General features: G+C 57.8%; 24 protein-coding genes. 11 read left to right on the forward strand and 13 right to left on the reverse strand.

Annotated elements, in window-relative coordinates:
* Positions 1-34: 34 nt before the first annotated feature.
* Positions 35-352: a host attachment protein gene (locus PL263_RS12290; RefSeq protein WP_278209647.1), complete on the reverse strand. Its 318-nt coding sequence runs from the start codon at positions 350-352 to the stop codon at positions 35-37.
* Between the two features lie 499 nt (positions 353-851).
* Between PL263_RS12290 and PL263_RS12295 the strand changes: the two genes are divergently transcribed.
* Together PL263_RS12295 and PL263_RS12300 are read left to right on the forward strand one after the other, a co-directional pair.
* On the forward strand, positions 852-1,205 hold the full coding sequence (locus PL263_RS12295; protein WP_140910545.1) for a hypothetical protein: 354 nt from the start codon (positions 852-854) through the stop codon (positions 1,203-1,205).
* A gap of 54 nt (positions 1,206-1,259) precedes the next feature.
* On the forward strand, positions 1,260-1,811 hold the full coding sequence (locus PL263_RS12300) for an MOSC domain-containing protein (RefSeq protein ID WP_278209648.1): 552 nt from the start codon (positions 1,260-1,262) through the stop codon (positions 1,809-1,811).
* Here the strand turns inward: PL263_RS12300 and PL263_RS12305 are convergent, their stop codons facing one another.
* From PL263_RS12305 to PL263_RS12320, 4 genes are all read right to left on the reverse strand, one after another.
* Positions 1,812-2,573: a hypothetical protein gene (locus PL263_RS12305; RefSeq protein WP_140910547.1), complete on the reverse strand. Its 762-nt coding sequence runs from the start codon at positions 2,571-2,573 to the stop codon at positions 1,812-1,814.
* A 6-nt stretch (positions 2,574-2,579) separates the two neighbouring features.
* Entirely contained in the window at positions 2,580-3,005 is a 426-nt protein-coding gene (locus tag PL263_RS12310) for a YqaA family protein (RefSeq protein ID WP_278209649.1), read from the reverse strand.
* Positions 3,006-3,067: 62 nt separating this feature from the next.
* Complete coding sequence (locus PL263_RS12315; RefSeq protein ID WP_278209650.1) at positions 3,068-3,967, reverse strand: copper oxidase; 900 nt, start codon at positions 3,965-3,967, stop codon at positions 3,068-3,070.
* 117 nt (positions 3,968-4,084) lie between these two features.
* Positions 4,085-4,678, reverse strand: coding sequence for a hypothetical protein (locus PL263_RS12320; protein ID WP_278209651.1), 594 nt, complete (start codon positions 4,676-4,678; stop codon positions 4,085-4,087).
* 310 nt (positions 4,679-4,988) lie between these two features.
* Here PL263_RS12320 and pgi point away from each other — a divergent pair, with 310 nt between their 5' ends.
* From pgi to PL263_RS12340, 4 genes are all read left to right on the forward strand, one after another.
* On the forward strand, positions 4,989-6,626 hold the full coding sequence (gene pgi, locus PL263_RS12325) for a glucose-6-phosphate isomerase (protein ID WP_278209653.1): 1,638 nt from the start codon (positions 4,989-4,991) through the stop codon (positions 6,624-6,626).
* A gap of 305 nt (positions 6,627-6,931) precedes the next feature.
* Positions 6,932-8,047 carry a helix-turn-helix transcriptional regulator gene (locus PL263_RS12330; RefSeq protein ID WP_278209654.1) on the forward strand — a complete coding sequence of 372 codons (1,116 nt, stop codon included), beginning with the start codon at positions 6,932-6,934 and terminating at the stop codon, positions 8,045-8,047.
* Positions 8,044-9,117, forward strand: a complete 1,074-nt coding sequence (locus PL263_RS12335) for a LuxR C-terminal-related transcriptional regulator (RefSeq protein WP_278209655.1) — start codon at positions 8,044-8,046, stop codon at positions 9,115-9,117. The genes PL263_RS12330 and PL263_RS12335 overlap by 4 nt, the downstream gene beginning before the upstream one ends.
* A gap of 119 nt (positions 9,118-9,236) precedes the next feature.
* On the forward strand, positions 9,237-9,887 hold the full coding sequence (locus PL263_RS12340) for a response regulator transcription factor (RefSeq protein ID WP_278209656.1): 651 nt from the start codon (positions 9,237-9,239) through the stop codon (positions 9,885-9,887).
* Positions 9,888-9,898: 11 nt separating this feature from the next.
* On the opposite strand, the gene PL263_RS12345 is transcribed toward PL263_RS12340, so the two are convergent.
* Complete coding sequence (locus PL263_RS12345; protein WP_278209657.1) at positions 9,899-11,992, reverse strand: ATP-binding protein; 2,094 nt, start codon at positions 11,990-11,992, stop codon at positions 9,899-9,901.
* Between the two features lie 357 nt (positions 11,993-12,349).
* On the opposite strand from PL263_RS12345, the gene PL263_RS12350 reads away from it, so the two are divergent.
* Positions 12,350-13,420 carry a LuxR family transcriptional regulator gene (locus tag PL263_RS12350; protein ID WP_278209659.1) on the forward strand — a complete coding sequence of 357 codons (1,071 nt, stop codon included), beginning with the start codon at positions 12,350-12,352 and terminating at the stop codon, positions 13,418-13,420.
* A gap of 4 nt (positions 13,421-13,424) precedes the next feature.
* Here the strand turns inward: PL263_RS12350 and PL263_RS12355 are convergent, their stop codons facing one another.
* The 4 genes from PL263_RS12355 to PL263_RS12370 form a co-directional block, all read right to left on the reverse strand.
* The gene (locus PL263_RS12355; protein ID WP_278209661.1) at positions 13,425-14,291 is read right to left on the reverse strand and encodes an alpha/beta hydrolase; all 867 of its coding nucleotides are present in this window, start codon (positions 14,289-14,291) and stop codon (positions 13,425-13,427) included.
* Positions 14,292-14,397: 106 nt separating this feature from the next.
* A complete protein-coding gene (locus tag PL263_RS12360) occupies positions 14,398-14,706 on the reverse strand; it encodes a hypothetical protein (RefSeq protein WP_278209662.1) in 309 nt (102 codons plus the stop codon).
* 40 nt (positions 14,707-14,746) lie between these two features.
* Complete coding sequence (locus PL263_RS12365) at positions 14,747-15,466, reverse strand: hypothetical protein (protein ID WP_278209663.1); 720 nt, start codon at positions 15,464-15,466, stop codon at positions 14,747-14,749.
* Positions 15,463-16,218, reverse strand: coding sequence for a DUF1566 domain-containing protein (locus tag PL263_RS12370; protein WP_278209665.1), 756 nt, complete (start codon positions 16,216-16,218; stop codon positions 15,463-15,465). The genes PL263_RS12365 and PL263_RS12370 overlap by 4 nt, the downstream gene beginning before the upstream one ends.
* 623 nt (positions 16,219-16,841) lie before the next feature.
* Here PL263_RS12370 and PL263_RS12375 point away from each other — a divergent pair.
* Entirely contained in the window at positions 16,842-17,375 is a 534-nt protein-coding gene (locus PL263_RS12375) for a hypothetical protein (RefSeq protein WP_278209666.1), read from the forward strand.
* A 172-nt stretch (positions 17,376-17,547) separates the two neighbouring features.
* Entirely contained in the window at positions 17,548-19,338 is a 1,791-nt protein-coding gene (locus PL263_RS12380; protein ID WP_278209667.1) for a hybrid sensor histidine kinase/response regulator, read from the forward strand.
* A gap of 153 nt (positions 19,339-19,491) precedes the next feature.
* Here PL263_RS12380 and PL263_RS12385 read toward each other — a convergent pair whose 3' ends face one another.
* The 3 genes from PL263_RS12385 to PL263_RS12395 all read right to left on the reverse strand — a co-directional run bounded on the left by PL263_RS12385 (position 19,492) and on the right by PL263_RS12395 (position 21,749).
* Positions 19,492-20,286: a VPLPA-CTERM sorting domain-containing protein gene (locus PL263_RS12385; protein WP_278209668.1), complete on the reverse strand. Its 795-nt coding sequence runs from the start codon at positions 20,284-20,286 to the stop codon at positions 19,492-19,494.
* 135 nt (positions 20,287-20,421) lie between these two features.
* Complete coding sequence (locus PL263_RS12390) at positions 20,422-20,985, reverse strand: VPLPA-CTERM sorting domain-containing protein (RefSeq protein ID WP_278209669.1); 564 nt, start codon at positions 20,983-20,985, stop codon at positions 20,422-20,424.
* Positions 20,986-21,029: 44 nt separating this feature from the next.
* Entirely contained in the window at positions 21,030-21,749 is a 720-nt protein-coding gene (locus PL263_RS12395) for a DUF1566 domain-containing protein (RefSeq protein ID WP_278209670.1), read from the reverse strand.
* A 218-nt stretch (positions 21,750-21,967) separates the two neighbouring features.
* Here PL263_RS12395 and PL263_RS12400 point away from each other — a divergent pair, with 218 nt between their 5' ends.
* Positions 21,968-22,618: a response regulator transcription factor gene (locus PL263_RS12400; protein ID WP_140913938.1), complete on the forward strand. Its 651-nt coding sequence runs from the start codon at positions 21,968-21,970 to the stop codon at positions 22,616-22,618.
* Positions 22,615-24,432 (forward strand): hybrid sensor histidine kinase/response regulator, encoded by a 1,818-nt coding sequence (locus PL263_RS12405; RefSeq protein ID WP_278209671.1) that lies wholly within the window; start codon positions 22,615-22,617, stop codon positions 24,430-24,432. The genes PL263_RS12400 and PL263_RS12405 overlap by 4 nt, the downstream gene beginning before the upstream one ends.
* Positions 24,433-24,487 lie beyond the last annotated feature (55 nt).

Here is a 24,487-nt window from a genome sequence, read left to right on the forward strand (position 1 = left end):
CGCAAATAGCCGTTGAGTACGTGGCGAAGCGCACCTAAAATTCAGGCGGCGCGACCAGAACCAACTTGTCGAACTCGCGCCCGACCCGCCCTTGTTCCAACCTGTCGGCGATTTGCCTGGCGAAAACCTCGGCTTCGTGGTGTTTCAAATCGGTAGGAGCCTCGAAGGTATGGTCGCCTTCGCCATGTCCGCCGGCAATGCCGCCCTGACGGTCGCTGACCTCGTTCTGGCCGCGCATCCGGCCTTCGGCATGGGTCAAACCGTCCAATTCGAGCATCGGCTCGATGCGACTGGTTAAGTTGAAAAAACGCGCTCTGCTGCTGTCCGTAACAATGACTCGGGTGACTGGCATAACAACCTCCTCGATAGTACGTTACGTTGCCGGGAGTCTTAGCCGGGTGGATTCTTCGGCTTTACCACGGATCGTATGCCTCCGCCGCCGCGCTGTCTAAATCGGGATTGCCGGCGAATTTGATCCCAGTCAATAAATATGCGATTGCGCTTCCGCTTCGGCCGGCGTTGCAAGTAGGCTGGAAGCAGATCGGCTCGCGACGGCGTGGAACCGGTCGCACCGACCCTAGTCCCGGCAACTGCGAAGCGACTATCGCCAAGGAATGCGGCCGGTTTAGAGCTGAGCGGGTTCGGCGAAAACCGAATTTCAGCCTTACAATTCGGCACGCCGCATCGAACCAAGCGCGCCGAACAGGGTCACCCTAATGCATGGAGCAATTTTTTCTCGCCCTCTGCCAACCCGGCGAATACGGCCGACAAGCGGCGGATGGCGGTGTAACCGTCCCAAAGGTTGCTGCCGGCAACATTAAAATAACTAAAACGCACACAGGGGAACCACCATGAAACTATTGCTGTTCACATTTACCACCGGTCTCGCTCTGCTCTACCTCATGAACATGGCGATGCTGAAGTCGGCAATTCCTAGTGTGGAGTGGAGCATCCACGCCGGCACTCGATTTTTGGTGGGTTTTTTCGTACTCGGCGTCGTTTGTTTTTACTTCAAACAATTGACATTCAAACACGCTGTCCAGTTGACTCTGGCCGCGGTCGTTCTCGACTATCTGTACGATTATTACGTCGAAGCCTATCGGCTCAACTTCGAGATCATTTTGCACGGTATTTACATGCTGGTCTGGGGCGCGCTGATGGGGTATTTGACCTGGCGCTACAAAAACCAGTCGCCTTCGAAATGAAAGACTTTCTTGCCCGAAGCAATCGCTATTTTGCGGCATTCGGTTAACCGAACCATGGATCTGCGGCAAATCTGCCAACGCTTTGCCACGCCTGGCCGGATCGAAGCCATCATCCTGCGTCCGGCGCGCGGCGAACCGGCGGTTTCGGTCAGAGAGGCCGTCGCCGAACCCGGCCGCGGCTTGCTCGGCGACCGCCGCTCGGCCGCCAAAAAATCCGGACGACAATCGTCGAAACGCGAGATCACGCTATTTCAAGTCGAACACCTGCCGCTAGTCGCCGGCTGGTGCGGACTCGACTACCTGGACCCGCTCCGGCTACGGCGTAATCTGCTAATCTCCGGCTTGAATCTGGTCGGCATGCGTTCGCCGTTTCCGGATACGCAACTGGAATGGATCATCGGCGGCGAAGTCAGGATTCGAATCACCGGACCTTGCGACCCGTGCTCGAAAATGGCGGCGGAGTTGGGCGCAGGCAGTTACAACGCCTTGCGCGGCCACGGCGGCATGACTGCGACAATCTTAGCCGGCGGCGTGATCCGAATCGGCGACCGCGTCAGTTTGCACGCAGTCAGAACGCTGCCCGGAAAAACCGCCCGCCCGGATTGATCAAGCCCGTTGCCGTTGCAGCACCAGCGCCGTTTTACTTAATACTTGCAACAGCGGGCCGGCGCCGGCAATCGCCACCGCGTCGACCAGACAATACCAAGCGGCCACGCCGCTGGGCGGATTGCCTTGCGGCAGATGCGAGGCGGGATCGATCTCGGCCCAAGCCCAAGTCCCGGCGCTGGTGCCGACGATTTCCAACCACGAGGTAATGAAAAACGCCCCCAGATAAACCATCGGCGAACGGCCTTTGAACAGGTAGCCCAAGAACACGATAAACAGTACCGCACCGATCACATCGAGCCGAGTGTAACCGCTCAAGCCCCAGGCCGCCCAACTGCCGCAAGCCGCGACGACGAAAACAGCGATAGGCCGCGCGTAGCGCTGGAACAGACCGGAGCGACCCAAGGCGACGGCAGTCAAATAGACTAAACCGTGGCCGGCCGGCACATAAGCCGGTACGTTGCCGAAACGGTAGATGTAACCCTTCATGTAGACCGACGCAAAATATTCGCCGATTAGCGCAAACGTCACTGCAACCGCCACTTGAGTGCGAACGTACTTGCACTCGCCGCGTAGCCAGGCGAATAAAAACAGCCAGCCGAACACAGCCAACACGTATTGCATGAATTGCGGCGCGAAGCCATCCATGGTCAAACAAATCGTCGTAGTCACAAAAGTGAATCCGGCGATTTGGTAATCGCGGCGGCGGTGTTCGGCTGAGCTATCGACTGGCGGAAAATGGGGTAGCGAAAAAAAACTCATAGCGGATCAAATAAAGGCGTAAGCCACGGCGAGGTAACGTAACACTTTACCGAAAAAGATCGCCAGCAGCGAAGAAAACCAGGACAAACGCAACCATCCCGCCGCGAAACACAAGCCGTCGCCGACCAGCGGCAACCAGGAGAACAACAAAGCCCAACTGCCCCAGCGGCGCACGGCGCGCAACGAACGCTGCCGCTCGCTAGACAACACAGTCTCGGCCGGATATTTGCCGGCCGCCCACAATCCAAGCCACCAGGTGGTCAGTGCCCCCAGGGTATTGCCGACTGTGGCGACGGCCACCAGCGAGATTACCGGAATGTGCTGCTGGCTGACCAAGTAAGCCAACACCGCTTCGGAACCGCCAGGCGCGACCGTCGACGAAATAAACGCGCTGGCGAACAAGCCCAACAGGCCCCAGGATTCGAATTGCATTTCCGTGTCCCATAAAAAAGCCCCTGAAACCGAAAAGCTTCAGGGGCTTTTGCTCATGTGGCTTATTTGTCCGGCAGAGCGATAGCGTTTTTACCGGAAACCATTTTCACCAGTTTACTGATCAGTTGCACAACCAAGCCAACCAGATGCGCCGATTGCTCCAGAATCGTCGCGACGATTTCCCCGGCACTCATGCCGGCAAAGCGCTTTGCCAACCAAGGTGCGGCAATCAAGCCGATGGCCAGGCCGATCACGGTAACGCCGGAAACGATTGAATCGTCAGACTGAACCGGAGCCGAAACGGCTTTGGCCGCCGCCGGTTGCGCCGCAACCGGCGCTGAAGTGACCGGAGCGTCGACCTTTGGATCGTAAGGCTTACCGCTGTAATCGTCTGGAAAAATGCTTGCGGTGACACCCGGAATGCTCGGCAAATCTTCACCGCCTTTACCGACCTTTAACTGGCCTTTCATGCCTTTTTCCATGTGCTGAGCGATATCGCAGTGAACCAAATAGGTTTTATCGCCCGGCGGCAAGATCAGGGTGCCGGACACTTTACCCGGTCCGCTGACTTCCAGATGGAACATGCCTTTTGGGTATAAATACTTGGGCAGGCCATGCATCATCCATTGGTGGCGTATTTCGTCTTCGTTGATGAAATGCACGGTCAGCTTGGTGCAAGGCTCGAACTGGTATTCCTGCTGGTCGAACGCGAACATGGTGCCGGGAAATTTTTCCGAATACTTGTGTCCGGCCCGCACGGTGATTTCCTTGGTGGCGGCGATTTTTTCACATCCGCCCGGCAGGGTGTCGGTGTTTTGGCCCATCACCATCGCACCGTCCATATCCATCAAATGTCCGTCGCCGTGGTTCATCATCTGATTATGATCCTGAACCTCCTTTGCAGACACAGTCGAGACCGACAGAGCGCAGACTAAAGAAGCTAGTGAAAGAAATTTGACCATGGCGCGAGTACCTGTGAGGCGTTGGTGAATCATGAATCTACCGCAAACCGCGGGTTTTACTAGTGGACTACTGCATCCGCCCTCTACCGGCTTGGCCGACAAAGGGCGGGTCAATATTTAAAATTCTTTGGCTTTACCGAGCATGCCGTCAACTTTGCTTTTGAAACCGGCATTGGACAGATAAAAGATGTAAAGACCGGCAAACAGAACCAATGCATACAGGCCATAGCTGCCTTTGCTGGTCGGTTGGCCGCCACCCGCTTTGAAGCTCATGTGGGCATCCAAACGTTCGCCGCTATCTTGCAACAGAGTGATGTGGATCAGGTATTTGCCGACTTCGGGCACGCCCTCAGGCAGATTCAATACCACGGTGCCAGATTTGTGTTTTTCGGCAGCCTGGAAGAATACGCGTTTGCCTTCCGGCTCTTTGGTGACTTCGAATTCGACGGCCATACCGCGGTAACGTTGGTCTTGGTAATCGAAGACCAATTGGGTCAGCGAACCGGTGTCGGGAATATTGCCGCAAAATTCTTCGGCCGGATAAGCTTTGGGCTGATAAGCCGTATAGTGGATCCAGTGGTCTTTTTCCAGTTCGAACTTACATTGGTCGGTATCGGTACCGGCCGCACCGCCGTGCGCCCAAACCGACGCAGAAAAAACCAGGCCCAGCAAGCCCAGGAAACCGTTTTTTATCATGCGAGAGCTTTTCATAAATCCCCTTCCTGTATTAGTAAATGCTTTAATTTTTATTATCTTTCATGTGGTTATGCATGAAACCTGTTTTCGTCGCCGGCGAATCTAAATGCCTGATTTGGATCGAAACAATGGCTAACTCTAGCACATCGCCCTAGGCAAAGAAAGGTTGGCGTTCCATACTTGGCGGGCACTATTCGTTGCTTAATTTTTTTTGTCAGCAGTCAAAGACAATCCTTATAATGGGGTTATGATCCGTTCCTCGAAAAGCCTCCGCCCGATCTTTTCCACCGAATTAACCTCTCTGGTCAATTAACAACCAAATCATATGTCCAAATTAGTAGACTCTGCCGAATGGAACGCCGTCAAGCAACACCACCGCGAGATTGCCGGCAAATTTTGCATGAAGGATGCCTTCGACAAAGATCCCAAGCGATTCGACAAGTTTTCGATAACCTTCAACGATCTGTTATTCGACTACTCAAAAAATCTGATCACCGATCGGACTCTGCCGCTGTTGATCGAATTGGCCAACCGCGCCCAGCTCTCGGAAAAGACCGAAGCCATGTTTTCCGGTTCCATCATTAATACCACGGAAAAACGCGCCGTGTTGCATACCGCATTACGCAACCGCAGCAACAAGCCGATTTATTTCCGCGGCCAGGACGTCATGCCGGAAATCAACCAGGTGCTGGCCAGAATGCGGGTGTTTACCGAACAAGTCCGTTCCGGCGCCTGGACCGGTTACACCGGCAAAACCATCACCGACATCGTCAATATCGGTATTGGCGGTTCCGACTTGGGGCCGAAAATGGTCGATACTGCCTTGGCTCCTTACGGCAAGGAAGGCCTGAAAGCGCATTTCGTATCCAACGTCGACCAGACCGACATCGTCGAAACCCTAAAACCATTGAACCCGGAAACCACGCTGTTTTTGATTTCCTCGAAAACCTTCACCACCCAGGAGACCATGACCAACGCCCGCTCGGCCCGCGACTGGTTCCTGAGAGCGGCGCAAGAGCAGGGACACATGTCCAAACACTTTGTCGCGATTTCCACCAACGAGGCCAAAGTCAAGGAATTTGGCATCGACCTGGAAAACATGTACGAGTTCTGGGACTGGGTCGGTGGCCGTTACTCGTTATGGTCGGTGATCGGCATGTCGATCGCGCTGTACATCGGCATGGATAATTTCGAAGAACTGCTGATGGGCGCGCATCTGGCCGACGAACACTTCCGTAGTGCGCCGTTCGAGCAAAACATCCCGGTGATCATGGGCCTGCTCGGCATCTGGTACAACAACTTCTTCGAAGCCGAAACCTACGCGATTCTGCCGTATGCGCAATCCTTGAAATACTTCGCCGACTATTTCCAGCAAGGCGACATGGAAAGCAACGGCAAAAGCGCGACGATCAACGGCGAAAAGGTGGATTACAACACCGGACCGATCATCTGGGGCCAACCCGGCACCAACGGCCAGCACGCCTTTTTCCAGTTGATCCACCAAGGTACCAAACTGATCCCCGGCGATTTTCTGGCGGCGGCGCAAAGCCATTACGACCTCCCCGACCACCACGATATCTTGATCTCCAACTTTCTGGCCCAGGCCGAAGCCTTGATGCGCGGCAAAACCGAAGCCGAAGTGCGCCACGATTTAAGCCACGAGCCCAACCTGGACGACGCCTTGATCGCTTCGAAGATATTCGAAGGCAACAAGCCGTCCAACGCCTTCCTGTTCAAAAAACTGACGCCGCGCACACTGGGCATGCTGATCGCGTTTTACGAGCATAAAATCTTCGTCCAGGGCGTCGTCTGGAACATCAATTCCTTCGACCAGATGGGGGTTGAATTGGGTAAAGTGCTAGCCAAGGCCATTTTGCCGCAATTGAAAAACGACGAAACGGTGACCGACCACGACAGCTCTACCAACGGTCTGATCAACGCTTACAAACGGTTGCGCAAGTAAGCCAAACCAGTCAACACCGCTGGCGTTTGCCGGCGCAGCCCTAGCGGGAGCCGCCGCAAAACTCCAGTTTGACGTTTTGCGGCCGACTCTGCCCATCTCCCCCACTTGGCCAAGTGAATTTTTTAACTGCATCCCAAGGCCCTCGGCGATAGACTGCAATCGGCCGGCAAAAAACCCGGCCACAGCAAATCCACCGACTTTCGTCGCAAACACCCTCCATAGAGAGGATGTTTGGCTGCGCAGAATATGTTCCAATAGTGAATCCGTCCGCCAGCTGGCGCTCCAGCCCTGCCAAAGGCTCAGGTATGAAACAAAGCCACGCTTTAGCTTATTTGCGCCAAATCTGTTGCTCAGGCTTGAGCCGTGAGCTCGCGATCGGCGAATTTCTCAAAACCTTGCCGCTGGTAGTGCCGTCGAACAGCAATACCTTTTCGGTCGGCGACAGCCAATTGAGACCGGTCTACCACATAGCCGGATTCGAATTGGCCGACATGGCGGCCACGGCTCCGGAAATTATCGCCGCCTACCATACTCCCGAGCGCCAACGACGCGCCAACGTCTGGTTCGCCTCTCATCCCTGCATCGGCGACCCCAGGGTGATGGAACAAGGATTTTATGCGACCGATCTTTACCACCTGATCTACCGCAGATTCGATATGCATCACGTGCTGTGGCTGCCGCTCCCGTTGGACGGCGGCGCAGCCGGAGTACTTGGGCTTTACCGGCCGCAGCATCAGAAACCGTTCGACGGCCGCGACCAGACCCGGGCGCTGAGTTTATTGCCCTATCTGGCGCATGCCTTCCGCGCCGGTAACGACAGCAATTTCCAGCTCGGCCCGCCTTGCAGCTCCGGAATGTTGGTGATGGACACTCAAGGCAAGACCGTATTCCAAAGCCCGGAGGCGACGCGGCTCTTGGAGCTCGCCCGCTACCCCAGGTTACTGCGCGATATGCGCGGTCAGGACCGCCTGCTGGCCAAACTCGCCGAACTATGCCGCAATCTGCTCGGCATCTACCGCGGCGAAGATGCGCCGCCACCGTCATTCAGCCATCAAGCCGCCACCGGCCAATATCTGTTCAAAGCCTATTGGCTGAACGGTTGCGGCGACCAGCCGGAGCGCCTGATCGGCGTGACGGTAGAGTATCGCCAGCCTTTGACGCTGAAACTGCTCAGAGCTCTCCGCGACCAACCGCTGTCGCCCGCCCAGCGCGAAGTGGCGCTGCTATTGGCCCAGGGCGAACCGTTCGAAAAGATTGGCCAACGCCTGCATATCAAAATGACCACCGTCAGGGACCACATCGGCAAAATCTACAACAAACTCAATATTCACCAGCGGGAAGAATTACTGCCTAAGCTGCTGGCGGCCTCCGCAAGCGCTAGCGAACAACTCTACCCGGCCGAAACGGAGCGGTTTCGATGAAAAAAAATCACGCAATGGCTTATCTGCGCCAACTTTGCTGTTCCGGACTGAGCAAGGAATTGGTGATCAACGAATTTCTGCGCACCTTGCCCATCCTGATACCTTCCACCAGCAACGTCTTTTCCGGCGTCGATGCGCAGCTCAGACCGACTTACTGTATTGCCGATTTCGACATGAGCGAAATGGCCGGCACGATGGTCGAGGTGGTATCGGCGTTTTATACGCCGGAACGCTTAAGCCGGGCCGCAGCATGGCTGAAACGCCATCCGGCGATCACCAACCCCTTGCTGCTGGACGACCGCTTTTACCAAAGCGATATCTACAACGTCGTCTACCGCCGCTTCGACATGCACCATGTACTGTGGCTGCCTACCATCGACAACGGCAAACCGAATGGCGTGCTGCGCCTGTACCGGCCGAGAACCCAAAAACCCTTCGGCCGCGAGGATCAAGCACTGGCCGGCCAATTGCTCCCCTATCTGGCCCACGCGATAAAAGCGGCCAACGACGCCCAGTTCCGCTACGAACGCGAGGCGACTTGCGGAGTGATCGTCATGGACCCGCAAGGCAAAATCTTATTTCAAAGCCCGGAGGCGAGAAAGTTACTACACGCCGCATCTACCCCGGCGCTCGACGCCAATCACGACCGGGGAAAAGCCTTGTTAATGACGGAACTGGCCCGCCTCTGCGCGAAATTACAAGCAGTTTCCCGCGGCCACAGCGCCGCCCCGCCCTGTTACCGCCACACCGGTGCGGCCGGCGAATTTCTGTTCCGGGCCTACTGGCTGGAAAGCCAAAGCAGCGAGAGCGGCAGCCTGATCGGCATCAGCGCCGAACACCGCGAGCCGCTGAAGCTGAAACTGCTGCGCTCGCTACAGCATTCGGCGTTGTCGCCGACGCAAAAGGAAGTGGCAATGCTATTGACGCAAGGCATTTCGTTCGAGCAAATCGGCCAATCGCTGCACATCAAACCGGCTACGGTTAAGGACCATGTCGGAAAAATCTACGGCAAACTCGACGTCCGCCAGCGCGACGAGGTATTGCCGAAGTTGCTGGCACTGAGGGCTTAGGCCGCACCCTCACGGAATATTGGCGACGCGAGCGGTATCGGGCTAACCTAAGCCGCAACCCTCGACTGAATGTCTCGCCGACGGCGGCCACCCGTTACCTTTCAGGACTTGTCCCAACCATGCAAATATTAATCGTCGACGACCACACCTTGTTTCGGGAAGCGCTGTTGCATGTGTTAAAGCAACTGGACAACAACGTGCTGGTCCACGAAGCGGCCAATACCGGCGAAGCCTCGAATCTGCTCAGCCACCGCCGCAATCTGGATTTGGTGTTGCTCGACATCGATCTGCCGGGACAAGACGGCCTCAGCGCCCTACCCGGCATGCGGGAGCAGGCGCCGACCGTGCCTATCGTGGTTTTGTCCGGCTCGGAAAGCTCGCAGCACGTCAACGCCGCCCTGGAATCCGGCGCGGTCGGCTACATTCCGAAATCTTGCAGCGGCCACGAGATGTTGACTGCCTTGCGCATCGTGTTGCAGGGCGACATTTACGTTCCGCCGCGCCTGCTCGGCAAACTCGACGTTGCGCCAACGCTGAAAGTCGAGACCGATGCCGGCCAACACCCGTTGACCGCACGCCAGATCGAGGTACTGGAACTGATGGCGCAAGGCTTGCCGAATAAATCGATCGCCCGCCGCTTGAATCTGGCCGAAGGCACCGTGAAACTGCATGTCGCAGCGATCTTACGCGCGCTGGATGCCGGCAATCGCACCCAAGCCGTCACCGCGGCGGCTCGGCTCGGACTGTTGCCGCTGGCCACAGGACTCTGATTCCGGCGAGCTCAGTCCCTACCGGGTTTGCTGAGCATATACTGCAAGGTACTGCGCAGCTTGGCCGGTTGCACCGGTTTGTGCAGTAACGGAAAACCGCTGGCATCGGCTTCGCGCAAACGTTCCGGCCCGGTATCGCCGGTGACGATCAGTATCGGCAGCGGATATGCCAACCGGCGGCGCAGTTCCCGCGCCACCTCGATCCCCGACAAATCGCCCGGCAAGCGGTAATCGACGATCGCCAATTCGGGCCGCAATTGATGATCGTCGATCTCGGCCAAAGCCTGGTACAGGTCGGCCGCGGCAAACACGCGGCAGCCCCAGCGGCTCAGCAGGCCGCGCATGCCGTCCCGCACCGCGACATCGTCGTCGATCACCAACAACCGTCTATCCTCCAGCAAATGTAACGGCGACACTGCATTTTGCGGCTCGGGACCGGGCAAGGTGATCGCGGCTTCCGCCACCAACGGCAGGGTCAAACAGAAACAAGAGCCGTGGCCCAAGCGGGATTTGACTCGAATCTTATGGTTCAACAGTTTCGCCAGACGCTTGACGATAGCCAAGCCCAAGCCCAACCCTTGCCGGCGGTCGCGGGCCGGATTATGCAGTTGATGAAATTCGACGAAGATCTCGTCGAGCTGATTGTCCGGAATACCGGGGCCGGTATCGATGACCTGGATTTCGGCACTGCCGCAACGCCGGCGGGCAGCGACCAATACCCGGCCATGCCCGGTATGGCGTAACGCGTTCCCGATCAGATTGCGCAACATCCGCTCCAGCATGGCCGGGTCGGTGTTGACCAGTAATGGGGCGAGGCGAATCTTGAGCTGGTTGCGGTTTTCCGCGGCGATCGGCTGAAATTCGCTTTGCAGGCGTTGGAATAAGTCATCCAGCGCGAACGGCTCGATCGCCGGCTTGACCACGCCGGCATCCAATTTCGATACGTCCAGTAAAGCATTCAGCATCGAATTGATCGCGGCGATCGAGTCGTCGATCTGGGCCAGCAAACCCTGGGTTTCCGGCGCCGCCACCCGGTCCGACAATTCGGCGAAGAACAGGCCCAGTGCGTGTATCGGCTGACGCAAATCGTGGCTGGCCGAAGCCAGAAACCGGGTCTTGGCAGCATTGGCCTGTTCGGCCTCGCGCTTGGCTTTTTCCAAAGCTTGTTCGCGTTTGATCAAATCGCTGATGTCGGTGTAAGTGACAACTCGGCCGCCGTGCGCCAACCCGGATTGGCGGATTTCGTAGACCTTGCCGTCAGGACCGCGATAATTGCTCGAGCCTTCCGCGCTGATCGTGATCGGCGGGCTGGCGGCCGCCAATAACTCTGAAAGCCTGGCATGGCTGTCCACAGTGCCAGCTCCGTCGCCCAGCAAGGTGGTAAATTGGCGGTTCCACATGCGCAGCAGATCGTCCGTATCCGACATCGTGATGCCCTGCCCCATATTTTCCAGCGCCGTTTCCAGCAACAGGGATTTTTCCTCGGACTCGCGGCGTAAAGCGGCATTTTCGAAATTCAGGCGGAGGGCATGGTTCAGCATCCCGGCCAGCCTTAGCGAGCTGGGAATGCTGATAATCGGCAGCACCGAAAAAATGATGGCCGGTACGATGTAGTTGCCGCCGCCTTCGCTTAACAGGAAATAGTCGATCGCAATCGTCGCCGGAATGTTGACGACCAACACTGCCGGAAAATAGGTAAACCAGGTCAACATGACCCCGACAACCTGAGTAATAGTCGGCACGGCAATCACCAGCACGTTGACCGGATCGTTGGCATCCAAAAAAAACACCTGGCACATGACCCACCAAAAACCGTTGAGCGCGGCACCCAGCATAATCAGGCGTTTGAATTTCGGCACGTTGTCGACCAACGCCGTTTTATGCAAGTGGTAATAGTGCAGGACAACCCAGCGAAACAGGTTGATACCCGTCAAAACCAAAGCCCAAAGCAACAACAGGCCATGGGCGGCAGTCTGCCACAAGCCGACCACAATCAAGATCGTAAACGGCAGCATCACAAAAAACACATATTTGCCCTGCCGGGTCGTCACCCATAGCCGTTCCACTTCAATTTGCGCTTCGAGATTCCGGTCCGAGTTATTCATGGCTGATCCTGCTGAGCTTGATCGGGAGAGCATTTTCGCTGGCTGCAGGATAATGGCTGAGCGGCTGCCCTGCAATCGATACGACGGCCTATCTCTTTCGGACTAGCCCCGCAACGCGCCCGGCCGGCTGCCGGCCGCAAACGGCGGGCAAAGCCCGAGATTGCACGCCCGCCTATCGCTGAGATCGAGACCGACAAAGCCCTAACATAAAAGCCGATTACCCCGAAAGACATAGGCTGTCAGCCATATTTTCTAGGGCTACCGAATACCAGCATACTTTTTCCCGAAACTGCAAGGCCGGCAAGCGCCAGCGTTTGGCGACCGGCCCAAAACAATAACCAGTGGGGGAAATAAGCCATGAAACAATCTAACGCAATCGCCTATCTGCGCCGGCTGTGCTGTTCGGGTTTGAGTAAGGAGATTGTGATTGCCGAATTCTTGCGGGCATTGCCGGCTCTGATTCAATCGCACCACAATACGTTTTCCGGTACCGACGCCAGACTCTACCCGCAGTACCACATCGCCGGCTTCGATTTGGCCGGGATGCGCGACACCATTCCGGCCATCGTCGCCGAATTCCACACTCAGGAAAGGCAGCAACGGGCGATTGCCTGGTTTAAAGACCACCCGGCAATCGCCGACGCTCGCACCGTCGACCCCGAATTTTACCGTAGCGACATGTACAACTTGGTTTACCGGCCGTTCGATATGCACCACGTGTTATGGATGCCGGTAGCGCAGAACGGGCGGCCGGTCGGCGTGCTGGGTTTATACCGCAGCAAAAACCAGGCTCCGTTCGGCACCAAGGAACAAATGCTGCTCGGACACGTGCAGCAATACATCGTCCACGCCTTGGGCAATACCGCCCATGCCGAACCGCAATACAGCGAAAACGGTCGTACCGGTATGATGATCATGAACAGCAAGGGCGAACTGCTGAGCCAAAGCCGGGAAGCCGAACAGTTATTAAGTATGGCCAGATTACCCCGCCTGTTGGTCGACGGCCGCCGCGAAGACCGTTTGTTGGGCCGTCTCTCGCAACTTTGCGCCAATCTCACCGCCGTTTATCGCGGCCAAAACGTACCGCCGCCGCAGTTCTGCCACATCAACCCGTACGGCCGATTTTGGTTCCGCGCTTACCGCCTGTTCGATTGCCAGGACCAAGGCTCCCAACTGATCGGCGTCACCATCGAACACCAGGAACCGGTGGCCTTGAAAATTCTGCGGGCGATGCAGGACTTGCCGCTGTCGCCGATGCAACAGGAAGTCGCGCAATGCGTTGCCGAAGGCTTGTCGTACGATCACATTGCCAAACGCCTGCACATCAAACTGACCACGGTCAAAGACCACATCGGTAAAATCTACACCAAACTGGATATCGGCCAACGCGAGGAGTTGTTGCCTAAGCTGCTGGCGCAGGCCGGCTAGCAGCTTAGCGCGAAGTGTCGGCGCCTGCCGGCGTTTGCGCCGACGGCATCGCTACCGTTTGGGACTTGGGCTGTACCGCGGCCAGCACCTCGCGAATCGCCGAAATGATAGGCTCCGGTCGTTCCAGCGGCATGGCGTGGCCGCTGTCCACCCAAATTTGAATTGCGCCCGGATAGAGCCGGGCCAGCTCCATTCGTTTGCGATTGCTATCGACGGCCAGTGCCGACGTATCGGCCAACGGTTGCGCCGCGCTCAGCACAATCACCGGCACGGCGCCAAATGCCGGCGCCGCGAGTACTTCATCGCCGGTCCGATCGATTTCGGCGAACTCGCCTTCGGCCGCGGCCGACAACGATACTTCGAACAGCCAACGCCACCAAAACGGCCAATGTTCCACAGCCCCCTGGCCTTTCAGTTGCGCTGGATGGGTGGAATCCACCAGAATCAAAGCCGCAACCTCCTGCGGATAGTAACGGGCATACCATTGCAGGTACAAACCGCCCAGCGAATGGCCGACCAGAACATAGGGCGGCGCCAGTTTCTGGCTGATCAGCAATTCACGCAGCTCTTGCACCACATGGCGACCGTCGCGCGGCGATGCGACTGCATCGCTGTTGCCGATGCCGGCGCGGTTGTAAACCAAGGCCGTTGCCGACTCGGCGATTGGCGGATAGACCTCCTCCCACCAAGTGAAGTGTCCGCCCAGCCCGGTTTCGAACACCACCGGCAAGGTATCGCGCCGGCTCAAGGCAAATTCCACTTGGCGGCCGGCGACATTGGTCGTCGCCACCTGGGGAAGGTTCCCGCCACAGCCGTTCAGCAGGCCGGCCAACAAGGGCAGCATGGCCGCGGTCGAATGCGCTAGCTTCATCGCCGGGGATGCAATCGATCAACCGAAGTTGCAGGGACGGCAGCGCCGCCGCGGCGATCTCGGTTCGATACCGCCCGAACGGCTAGCCCACATTGCAGAAATCGCGTCATTGGCCCAATAACGGATTTCTGGCCGGCTCGCCTTTTTTGCTGCAGATCGCTTCCGAAACCATCCGCCCCAGCACCGAGATCGAGCCGCCGACGTAGCAATTGTATTGCAGACCGCTGTCGGTCTTCACCGAATAGCGGGTGGTGACGCCGTCGTCCACCCGGTTCTCGATTTTGAACTGGTTCTTTTCCAGTCCCAGGGCGTGGGCGGTGCGATCCACCAGCGCGTCTTGGGTCACGGCCCAGGCCGCGCAGCCGCCAAGCGTTAAACACAAACCGGCATACAGCCAAATTTTTTGATTCGTCATTGGATTTCCTGGTTGAATTTTCTTAATTGAAGCGTGCTATTCAGTCTGTCAGGCGCCGTCTGCCGTTGCCCAACAGTCCGGCCAGACCGGCGCCGAACAGCCAGACCGCAGCGGGGAGCGGTACCGCCGCAACGTCACCGTCGCGGACTGCCCAGGCATACATGCTTGAGGCGAGATTGTTTTTGTACCAAGTTTGTTGCATGCCTATCGTGGTCGGGAAAGACCAGGCTTCGTCGGTACGGCTGGGTACCTCGTTGCCGGACCAGTAATCACCCGATTGCAGATTTTTGACCAAGCCGACATCGGTTTGGCCGCCGGTGCGGCCGTCGCGGAAAATCCCGAAATTTGGGTTGTCGCTACCATCTGGAAACTGATAGGCAGTTAACCCCAGGTTGACGAAGTACATATACCCCAGTTCCGAGTTCGGACTGGTGACATTCCAGGAGTAATCGGTAGAACCGTCGTTGGAAAAGTTCTCGTTGTAGGCAATGCCGTTGACCGGTTTGATGCTGGCCAGCCGCCAATCGCCGAAGCCGCCGAACTCCAGTTGTTCCGCCCACGCCATCGCCTCGTACCAATTCATCTTGCCGTCGGCGTCGTAGCCGCTGGTCTTGGCGTAATTGGCGTCCTGCAGCCAGGTCACGTTCAGGACGGTGTCGTACAGCATGCCGCCACCGCGGTCCAGCAGCGCGGCTTGGGCGTCAGTCAAGTTGATTGTGGCAGCCATCGCGACCGCCAATACGGTGTGTTTACAATTCATAGGATTTTTCCTTGCAAGTGGATCGATTCAATCGGACTGGCGCCGCTGCGACGGCGGCCGATCCGCCCGGCCATCAGGCCCAGGCCGGATAAAAACAGGACATAGCTTTCCGGGTTCGGTACTGCGGTGACATCGCCGTCGCGCACGGCCAGGACGTAAAATTGGCTACCTTTACCGATGTAGTTTTGCATACCGGTCGCGGTGCTCAGATACCAGGCTTTGTTGCTGTCGCCGCTGTAACTGGTGCCCAGCCAATAACTGAAGGACTGAAGATTGCTGAACAGGCTTTCGTCGTCGGCCGTGGCCGGATCGTCGACCAGACCGTAGCCGGGCTGGGGCAAGCCGCGCGAATCAGAAAAGCCCTTATTCCCGAAATCGCCGTAGAACAAATGGGCCAGTTCCGAGCTGGTTAAGGCGACGTTGAAACCGCAGTCGGTGCCGCTGTAGCCGTAGTCGCAGCCCGCCGCGCCCAAGTCTTGGAAAGTCGGCAAACGCCAGTCGTCGTAGGTGGTGCCGCGCACGCTATCCGCGTAAGTCAGCCCATCCACCCAGGCCACGGCGTTTTGCCAACTCATCTTGCCGGGAGTATAGGCGCCGCTGGTATTGGCGTAGTTGGCGTCAGCCAGCCAGGTGACGTCAAGGTCGCTGTCGTAGATCAGACCGCCGCCGCGGTCGAATAGCTGCGCCTGCACACTGCAGGCAGCCAGCGAGCCGAGCAAGGCCAGCCATGTGCGAAAAGCTTTAGGTTTCATCAATTTTCTCCAAACAGTAGTTCTCGAGCGGATTCGTCAACTCGGTAAACCGGTCAAGGATGCCAAGCCTGGCCGGCATTATCGAAAGGCAAATGGCGCTGGGGAACCCTACCGGAGTGGGGTATCGAAAGCCGTAGCCGGCCTGTTAAGATGCAATTTAATTGTATGTTTTAACCAGGTTTGATCTGGAACGAATTGTCTGAAAATCGATTGGCATGGGCGCCAAGTCACCTAACAACGCCATTGTCGAGATCCGGCGTGTTTGCTGAATACCACGTCTTCCGCTTATGCCACTTCACGCCGAACGGAGCCATACGATACTTGCCGGCCAGCGCCCGTCGCGGCGGCCGATTGCCAGCGGCAGATCGAGAGGTTTGTCAGGTAACGGCGGCTTCCGTTGCGGTTGCCGCCGTTATCCGGCACCGCAACCTATTTGGAGGACTAGGGATTGGCCGCTGACAGCAGCGTGGAGCATGCGCATCAGCGTCCAAAAGCGGGGCGACGGAACGCAGGCGCAACTCAAACTCATTGCAACGGCAGGCGACCGAAGGAGGTAGCAGATACCCAGATATCCAACAGCTCAAAGATTTCTAAATGCCTTCTACCTTTTTGGAGTACAAACAATGAATTTAAAAAATAACGCTATCCGTTTGCTTGCGCTGCTTATCGTTCTTCTGGCGATGGTTTCGCAAACGGCGAATGCCGCTCCGGTAAATGTCGATTTGACTTCCGGTACCTGGCTAGTATCCGGGGGCGACACCAGCGGCGTCAGCTGGAACGGTTCGACCCTGGTGTTCGAAACGCAAATAGCGATCGGGGACAGCCTGTCCTTGACCGGATATTTCGATTGGGTGGGCAGTAACGGCTCATTCGGCCGCGAGCGGTTCACCGGAACCCTTTTCGCCAATCGGGAAATCGAATTATCCGGATTCGAGATCGTACAACCGGCGCGCGGCATCGGCTTGACGAATTACTTCGCGGTATTGGCTGTATCCGGCACGGAAATTATCAACGGCACCTGGAGCGGACCGGTCATTCCAAGCAATAACTGGTCAGCCAGATTGGCGCCGGCGCCGGTGCCATTGCCAGCCGCGGTATGGCCGTTTCTATCCGGCCTGATTGCGATAGCTGCCTTTCGCTCTAAAAAGCGCACATAATCCGCTGCGCCGGTGCAAGCGGATCGACTCTGTCGCGGCGGTTTGGCAAGATTGCCCGCTCGACTTTGCCGCCCGTTGCACCGCTGCCGACAGCCGGACCGCCTCTTGGCAAACGGATTAATTCGGAAAGATACGGGCACCGCAATCACCTGACCGGTATTGGAGTAGCGAAATGGCAACACTTATTGCGAAATCGGCTCGACAAGGCGCGGGTAGCTTATCGGAAATCAGCGCCAGCGGCCAATTGCGCCTATTGGACCTCAGCTTCGCCCGCATCGTGTTGGGTTTCAGTTTATTCCCGGTGGTGGCAACCCCTTTCATCGTCTGGTTACACCAAATCGGCAGGAGTGCAGTGCCGTTTTGGACTTGGGCCGTTTGCTTCAGCCTGGTAGCGCTATTGGTGAAACTGCTGTTTAACCGTTTCAAGGCCGATTGCACGCGATTGGACGCCGAGCAGGCGATCAGCCATTGGTTACCGCGGGTGCATGGACTGGCGCTAGTCTATGGATTCGGTTTGTCGCTACCGATAGTAATCATGTCCTGCGCGCCTTACCCGTTCGAGTTTGCTATCCTGTTTTTGGTCACCAGCGCCTCGATTGTGGCCGGCAATGCCACTCATCAGTCGCCGGTACTCAGTTGTTTTAAGCGATTTTTCGCTGCCGGCTGGGGCATTACAACCATCTTAATCCCTTGGGTATTTCCGGAACATTGGCCCTACGTGATGCCATTGACCGCCCTGTATATCCTCTCGATCTACAAACACGCCATACTGGTCCATCGCTTTTTTCTGCAGCAGATTTTGCTGGAGCAAGGTTACCGACAAGCCAAAGAAGAAGCCGAAGCGGCGCTCTATGCCAAAAACCGGTTTCTGACCACCGCCGCTCACGACTTGCGCCAACCGGTGCATGCCATGGGCTTTTTGATCGAATCCATTTCCCGCCGTAACCGCGCCGCCGAGTTGCGGCCGGCCCTGCAGGATTTGCGGCAAAGCGTGCAGTCCGTGACCCAGATGTTCAATTCGCTACTCGATTTATCCAAGATCGAGCTCGGCGCGCAACCGGTGAAGCTGCAACCGGTGGCGATCGATCCGCTGATGACCGATATCGCGACCCTGTTTCGGGAGGAAGCCCAGGCCCGCAGCATCGACTTGCGGGTCCGCACCAGCGGCGGCAAGGCGTTGGTCAACGCCGATCCATTGTTGCTGCGGCAGTCGATGATTAATCTGATGCAGAACGCATTGCGCTATACCCAGCGCGGCGGGGTGCTGATGGCGGTGCGCCGCCGGGCCGGGCAATGGCAATTCGAAGTCTGGGATACCGGGGTCGGCATTGCTCAGGCCGATCAGCAGCGGGTGTATTCGCCGTTCTTCCGCCCCGAGCATGCCTGGCGCATCGATAATGCCGGCCATGGCCTGGGGCTGGCGGTGGTGGCCCGCTGCGCCGATCTTATGGGTGCCAGCCAGGGCTTGAATTCGCACGAAGACCGGGGCTCCCGCTTCTGGTTGCGGCTGCCGGCGGCGGAGACCGGCGAGCGCCGCTTGGCGGTGCGCGAGACGCTGCCCTTGGCGCTGGGCGGCGATACCCGGCTGCACGGCCGCTGTCTGGTGGTCGACGACGAGCCGCAAGTCCGCAGCGCCTGGGATGCCTTGCTCTGCGCCTGGGGCATCAGCGCCGTGTGCGTGGCTTCGGCCGGCGAAGCCTTTGCCGAGCTGGACGCGGGCTTTGCACCGGACGCCATCTTCTGCGACCAGCGCCTGCGCTCCGGCGAGAGCGGCTTCGAATTACTGCAAGCGCTGCTGGAACGTTGCCCGGAAGCCGCCGGAGCCATGATCAGCGGCGAGTTCGATTCGCCGGCCCTGGCCCAAGCCGAGCAGGAGGGCTATCTGGTGCTGCATAAGCCGTTGGAGCCGGAGGCGCTGTACACGCTGTTGCGTCAGTTTCTTTCTGAGACCGGAAAGATATAAGGTCGATTTCTCGGGATAATACGTCCGCGACAGCAGGACTTGCCGGCTCAGCATATCTGCGGCTCAGCGGTGTGCGCTGGAAGATGGTAATCCCCCAGACCAAAACCGGAAGCCCCTATGCTACTGAGCCAGCGCACGACGACTAGGCGGCGGTCAGCCGATAGTCGAAACGCCATCCAGCGTGTCGCCGTTTGGACTCACCGTCGATTGGCCGCGCCGCGCCAAGCCTAACCACCCCAATCCGGACAGGAACAGCAACACCGTTGCCGGCACCGGCACCGGCGCGTAACCGTATTGCAAATGGTCCACCTCCCAATTGTTTTTACCGGGCATGGAAATTCGAATAGCGGAAATGCCGCTGGCGTTTATCACGCCAAAGAAGCGATCCTCGCCGGTGGTGCGGGAAATACTGGAATCTCCCAGGGAGTAAGGCCCGAACACGCCCAAGGAACGACCCAAATGGTCGAATGCTTCAAAGATAGTATTGTCCGACAGGTCGGCGGCTCGCGGAGCGCCGCCGTTGTTTCGCCCGACATCGGTCCACACGATGCCGGCGTGCGTTGGCAGAGCACCGCCCAGCGCTGCAGCGGAAAAATCGAAAGTAAAACTGCTGGTTCTGTAATTGCTGAACAAACTTCGGGTTTGACCGCTGGCGACACCGTCGATGATGCCGTCGTCGCCGTCTACCGAATCGCTGAACGCGGTGGTGATACCAGTGGTGAAAACTTCGCGGAGGCTGACCCCCGGCGTGCTCAACACGCCATCCTCAAAGTCTTCGAGATGAAAATAGCCGAAATTTTGTCCGTGGAACGGGCTATCGGTAACGCTTGCATAAGCGCTCGGCCCGAGAAATATCGGCGCCGCCTCAGCCGAATAAGGCAGCGCAGCGAATAGCGCGAGCACCGCCAATTTTCCAATCCCAGTCTTGGGGCATCTAGTATTCCACATCACCTGTCTCCTCGTTTGCTAGGTAAAAAATGCGCCGCCAAGATTCGTTGGTATGCGGCGCAATTGCATGGTTTTCGTCCCGACTTGAGAAATCGACCTGTCACAACACAGGCCCACCAAGCGGCAACAGTTTCCTTAAGCCCGCCAGCGCCGCATATCGACCAACCCGAGCAAGCCGGCGCCGAACAACCAGACTGCGGCCGGCAATGGCACCGGTGCAGTGGTATAGGTCAGATTGTCGACGATAAATCCGTCGCCGCTCTGGCCGTGGAACTGGATTTTGTCGACCAGTCCGGCGTAGCCGGATGCCAGCCAATAGATATCGCGCGGTTGATTGTCGCCATCCAGCGGCGAGCTGTAGACTTTTTCCCCCTGGTAAAACAGCGAAAAACTGACGTTGGTATCGGAGCCCCAATAGTTGTAATACAGACCTTGAAAAATCACCGGACCTTGATCGAACGTCAGCTCGCCGGCTGTAGCATGCAAACGGCTCTCGCCCAATTCCGGGCCGTGCGCTTCGAATTCTGAGTAACTCGACACCTGTACGTGAAACGATTCCCAGCCCGACAAACCGCCGTAGCCATCGACCAGATCCCAGTCGCGGATGCCTTCGAAATCGACCACGGTCGTCGCTGCATTGGCCAGACCGCTAGTACCGAGCGACGCCGTCAACAGCGCAGCCATCAATGTTTTTTTCATACGTAGTTCTCCAAAACTTTAAGCGAACAGGCTGCTTCTAGCGGCTAAACCTTGCCACTCCCCGATCGTTGGGTGTAGAGCAAACCCATCAACATGCTGCCGAACAGCCAGACCGCGCCCGGTAACGGCACAGCCGCCACATCGCCGTCGCGCACCGCCCAAGCCCTCATCGCGCCGCCGGCGGATGAGAAGTAATATTGCTCTCCGGTGGACAATCGAAAGCCCCACGCCAAACTGGATGAGCTTAAGTAGGATGTGCCGAACCAGTAGTAGTCGGACTCGAGATTGCTAAACAAGGACTCGTCGTTGGGGTTGGCCGGATCGTCGATCAAGCCGTATCCCTGTTGCTGCTGGCCGCTGCCATTGACCAAGGCCTTATTGCCCAGCGCTCCGTAAAATAGGCCAGCCAATTCTGAGCTGGTGGTGTCGACGTTGAAGCCGCAATCGCTGCCGCTATAACTGTAGTTGCAGCCGGGGGCGCCCAAATCGGTGAGCGTCGGCAAGCGCCAGTCGCTGTAAGTGACGTTGCGAACCGCGTCGTGGATCGCCAAGCCGTCAGCCCAGGCGTTCGCCTCGTTCCAGGTCATACGCCCATCGTCATCGTATCCGCTGGTTTTGGCGTAGTTGGCGTCCGCCAGCCAGGTGATGTTTTGGACGCTGTCGTAAATCAGGCCGCCACCGCGGTCGAATAATTGGGCTTGCGCGGCCGGAGCCGCTAAGATGCCGCAAGTGGTAACGGCGCTGGCCATCAATTTGAGTTTCATAAGATAAGCTCCGAATCGGAAAAATAACCAAAAATTGTTTCAGTTGGCGGGCATTATCGAGAAGGGATTTCGGCGGTGGAACCCCACCCCAGTGGGGGTAGTTTAGCCGTTGGAATCTGTTAAGATGCAAATCATTTGCATGTATAAAAGCAATCTTGACTCTCCAGGAAGAGCCGAGATAAAACCTTCGGCCGCCTGAACTCAATTGCAAGGAGAACATGATCGTGGACAACTCGGCTTGGGCAGTGGTAGTGGACGACCATCCGCTGGTGGCGCACGGCATCGCCGATTTTTTAGTGACGCACTGCGGTTTTAGCCGGGCGCAGCCGGTATCGGCTATCGCCGAATTTTGGCCGTTGCTGGAAACCGACCAGCCGCCAGCACTGGCCGTGGTCGATTTTTGGTTGCCGGACGGCGCTTCCTTACCGCTGCTGGCCGAATTGAAACAACGGCATCCGATGATTCGGGTGCTGGCGATCAGCGCGGACGACGACCGAACCGTCGCCGAAAAAATCGCCACAACGGGCACCGACGGTTTCATTCACAAACAGGCCGCGCCTAAGCTCTTCGCCAAAGCCGTAACGGCGGTGATGGCCGGCGAGATCTGGTTCCGCGGTCAGTCCCCGGCTGCGCTGACGCTGGCGCGAGAATTGCCGGTCACCGCCGCCGAGCTGGGCCTGACGCCGCGGCAGGGGCAAGTGTTGGCGATGATGCTGAAAGGCTTACCGAACAAACGAATCGCGCTGAATCTATCCTTGTCGGAACACACGGTGAAAGAACACGTCACCGGCATCCTGGAACGTCTCGGTGCGAAAAATAGGATCGAAGTGATTACCAAACTTCGCGGACGCAGCCTGGAAAGCGAATGATCGTCGATTCCGATCCCACCGACTCAACAAACAGCCGTTTGCGCTTCGAAGACCTGAATGCCGGAAGCCAGGCCCGATTGTTGGACATTACCCACAACCGATTGGTCTACGGCATTACCATCATCCCCTTCGTCGGTATGCCCTTCGTCTACTGGAAGTACCAATTGGATCAAAACGCCTGGGGCCTGCTGATGTGGACGCTGTCCTATTTCGTGGCGTTTACGGCGGCACGATTGCAATACCGGAACTACCGGCGAGATAGAAACCGTCTCGATCCGGACGCAACGATCGGTAAATGGATGCCGGTGATCTTGCGCATGGCCTTGGCCCACGGCCTGGGTCTGACGGCTTTGGTTGCGGTGATCGCAGGCCGGGTACCGTTCGAATTTGCGTTGCTGCTTTACATGAGCCTGGCGGCGGTCATGGCCGCCAACGCCACCCACCAATCGCCGGTATACAGTGCTTTCAAGCGCTTCTTCAATGCCGGCTGGGGTGGCTGCACCCTGCTAACGCCGTGGGCGTTTCCGGAGCATTGGCATTTGATCATGCCGTTGTGCGTCAGTTACATCATGTCCATCCATCGCCATTCGGCGATTGCCCACCGCTTCTTCCTACAACAGGTGAAATTGGAAGAAGACAGCAAGCGTCTGGCCGAAGATTACCGACAAGCCAAAGAAGAAGCCGAAGCGGCGCTCTATGCCAAAAACCGGTTTCTGACCACCGCCGCTCACGACTTGCGCCAACCGGTGCATGCCATGGGCTTTTTGATCGAATCCATTTCCCGCCGCAACCGCGCCGCCGAGTTGCGGCCGGCCCTGCAGGATTTGCGGCAAAGCGTGCAGTCCGTGACCCAGATGTTCAATTCGCTACTCGATTTATCCAAGATCGAACTCGGCGCGCAACCGGTGAAACTGCAACCGGTGGCGATCGATCCGCTGATGACCGATATCGCGACCCTGTTTCGGGAGGAAGCCCAGGCCCGCACCATCGACTTGCGGGTCCGCACCAGCGGCGGCAAGGCGTTGGTCAACGCCGATCCATTGTTGCTGCGGCAGTCGATGATTAATCTGATGCAGAATGCGTTGCGTTATACCCAGCGCGGCGGGGTGCTGATGGCGGTGCGCCGCCGGGCCGGGCAATGGCAATTCGAAGTCTGGGATACCGGGGTCGGCATTGCTCAGGCCGATCAGCAGCGGGTGTATTCGCCGTTCTTCCGCCCGGAACACGCCTGGCGCATCGACAATGCCGGCCATGGCCTGGGGCTGGCGGTGGTGGCCCGCTGCGCCGATCTGATGGGTGCCAGCCAGGGCTTGAATTCGCACGAAGGCCGCGGCTCCCGCTTCTGGTTGCGGCTGCCGGCGGCGGAGACCGGCGAGCGCCGCTTGGCGGTGCGCGAGACGCTGCCCTTAGCGCTGGGCGGCGATACCCGGCTGCACGGCCACTGTCTGGTGGTCGACGACGAGCCTCAAGTCCGCAGCGCGTGGGAAGCCTTGCTCTGCGCCTGGGGCATCAGCGCCGTCTGCGTGGCTTCGGCCGGCGAAGCCTTTGCCGAGCTGGACGCGGGCTTTGCACCGGACGCCATCTTCTGCGACCAGCGCCTGCGCTCCGGCGAGAGCGGCTTCGAATTACTGCAAGCGCTGTTGGAACGTTGCCCGGAAGCCGCCGGGGCCATGATCAGCGGCGAATTCGATTCGCCGGCCCTGGCGCAGGCCGAGCAGGAAGGCTATCTGGTGCTGCATAAGCCGTTGGAGCCGGAGGCCTTGTACGCCTTGCTGTGTCGAATATTACCGGTGGCCGACAACGACGACGCGTAAAGCCGTTGGCATGAACCACGGCAAATGGCGCCTATTTTGCTGGATACGCTGGATC

The sequence above is a fragment of the Methylomonas sp. EFPC3 genome (assembly GCF_029643245.1).
Classification (GTDB): domain Bacteria; phylum Pseudomonadota; class Gammaproteobacteria; order Methylococcales; family Methylomonadaceae; genus Methylomonas; species Methylomonas koyamae_B.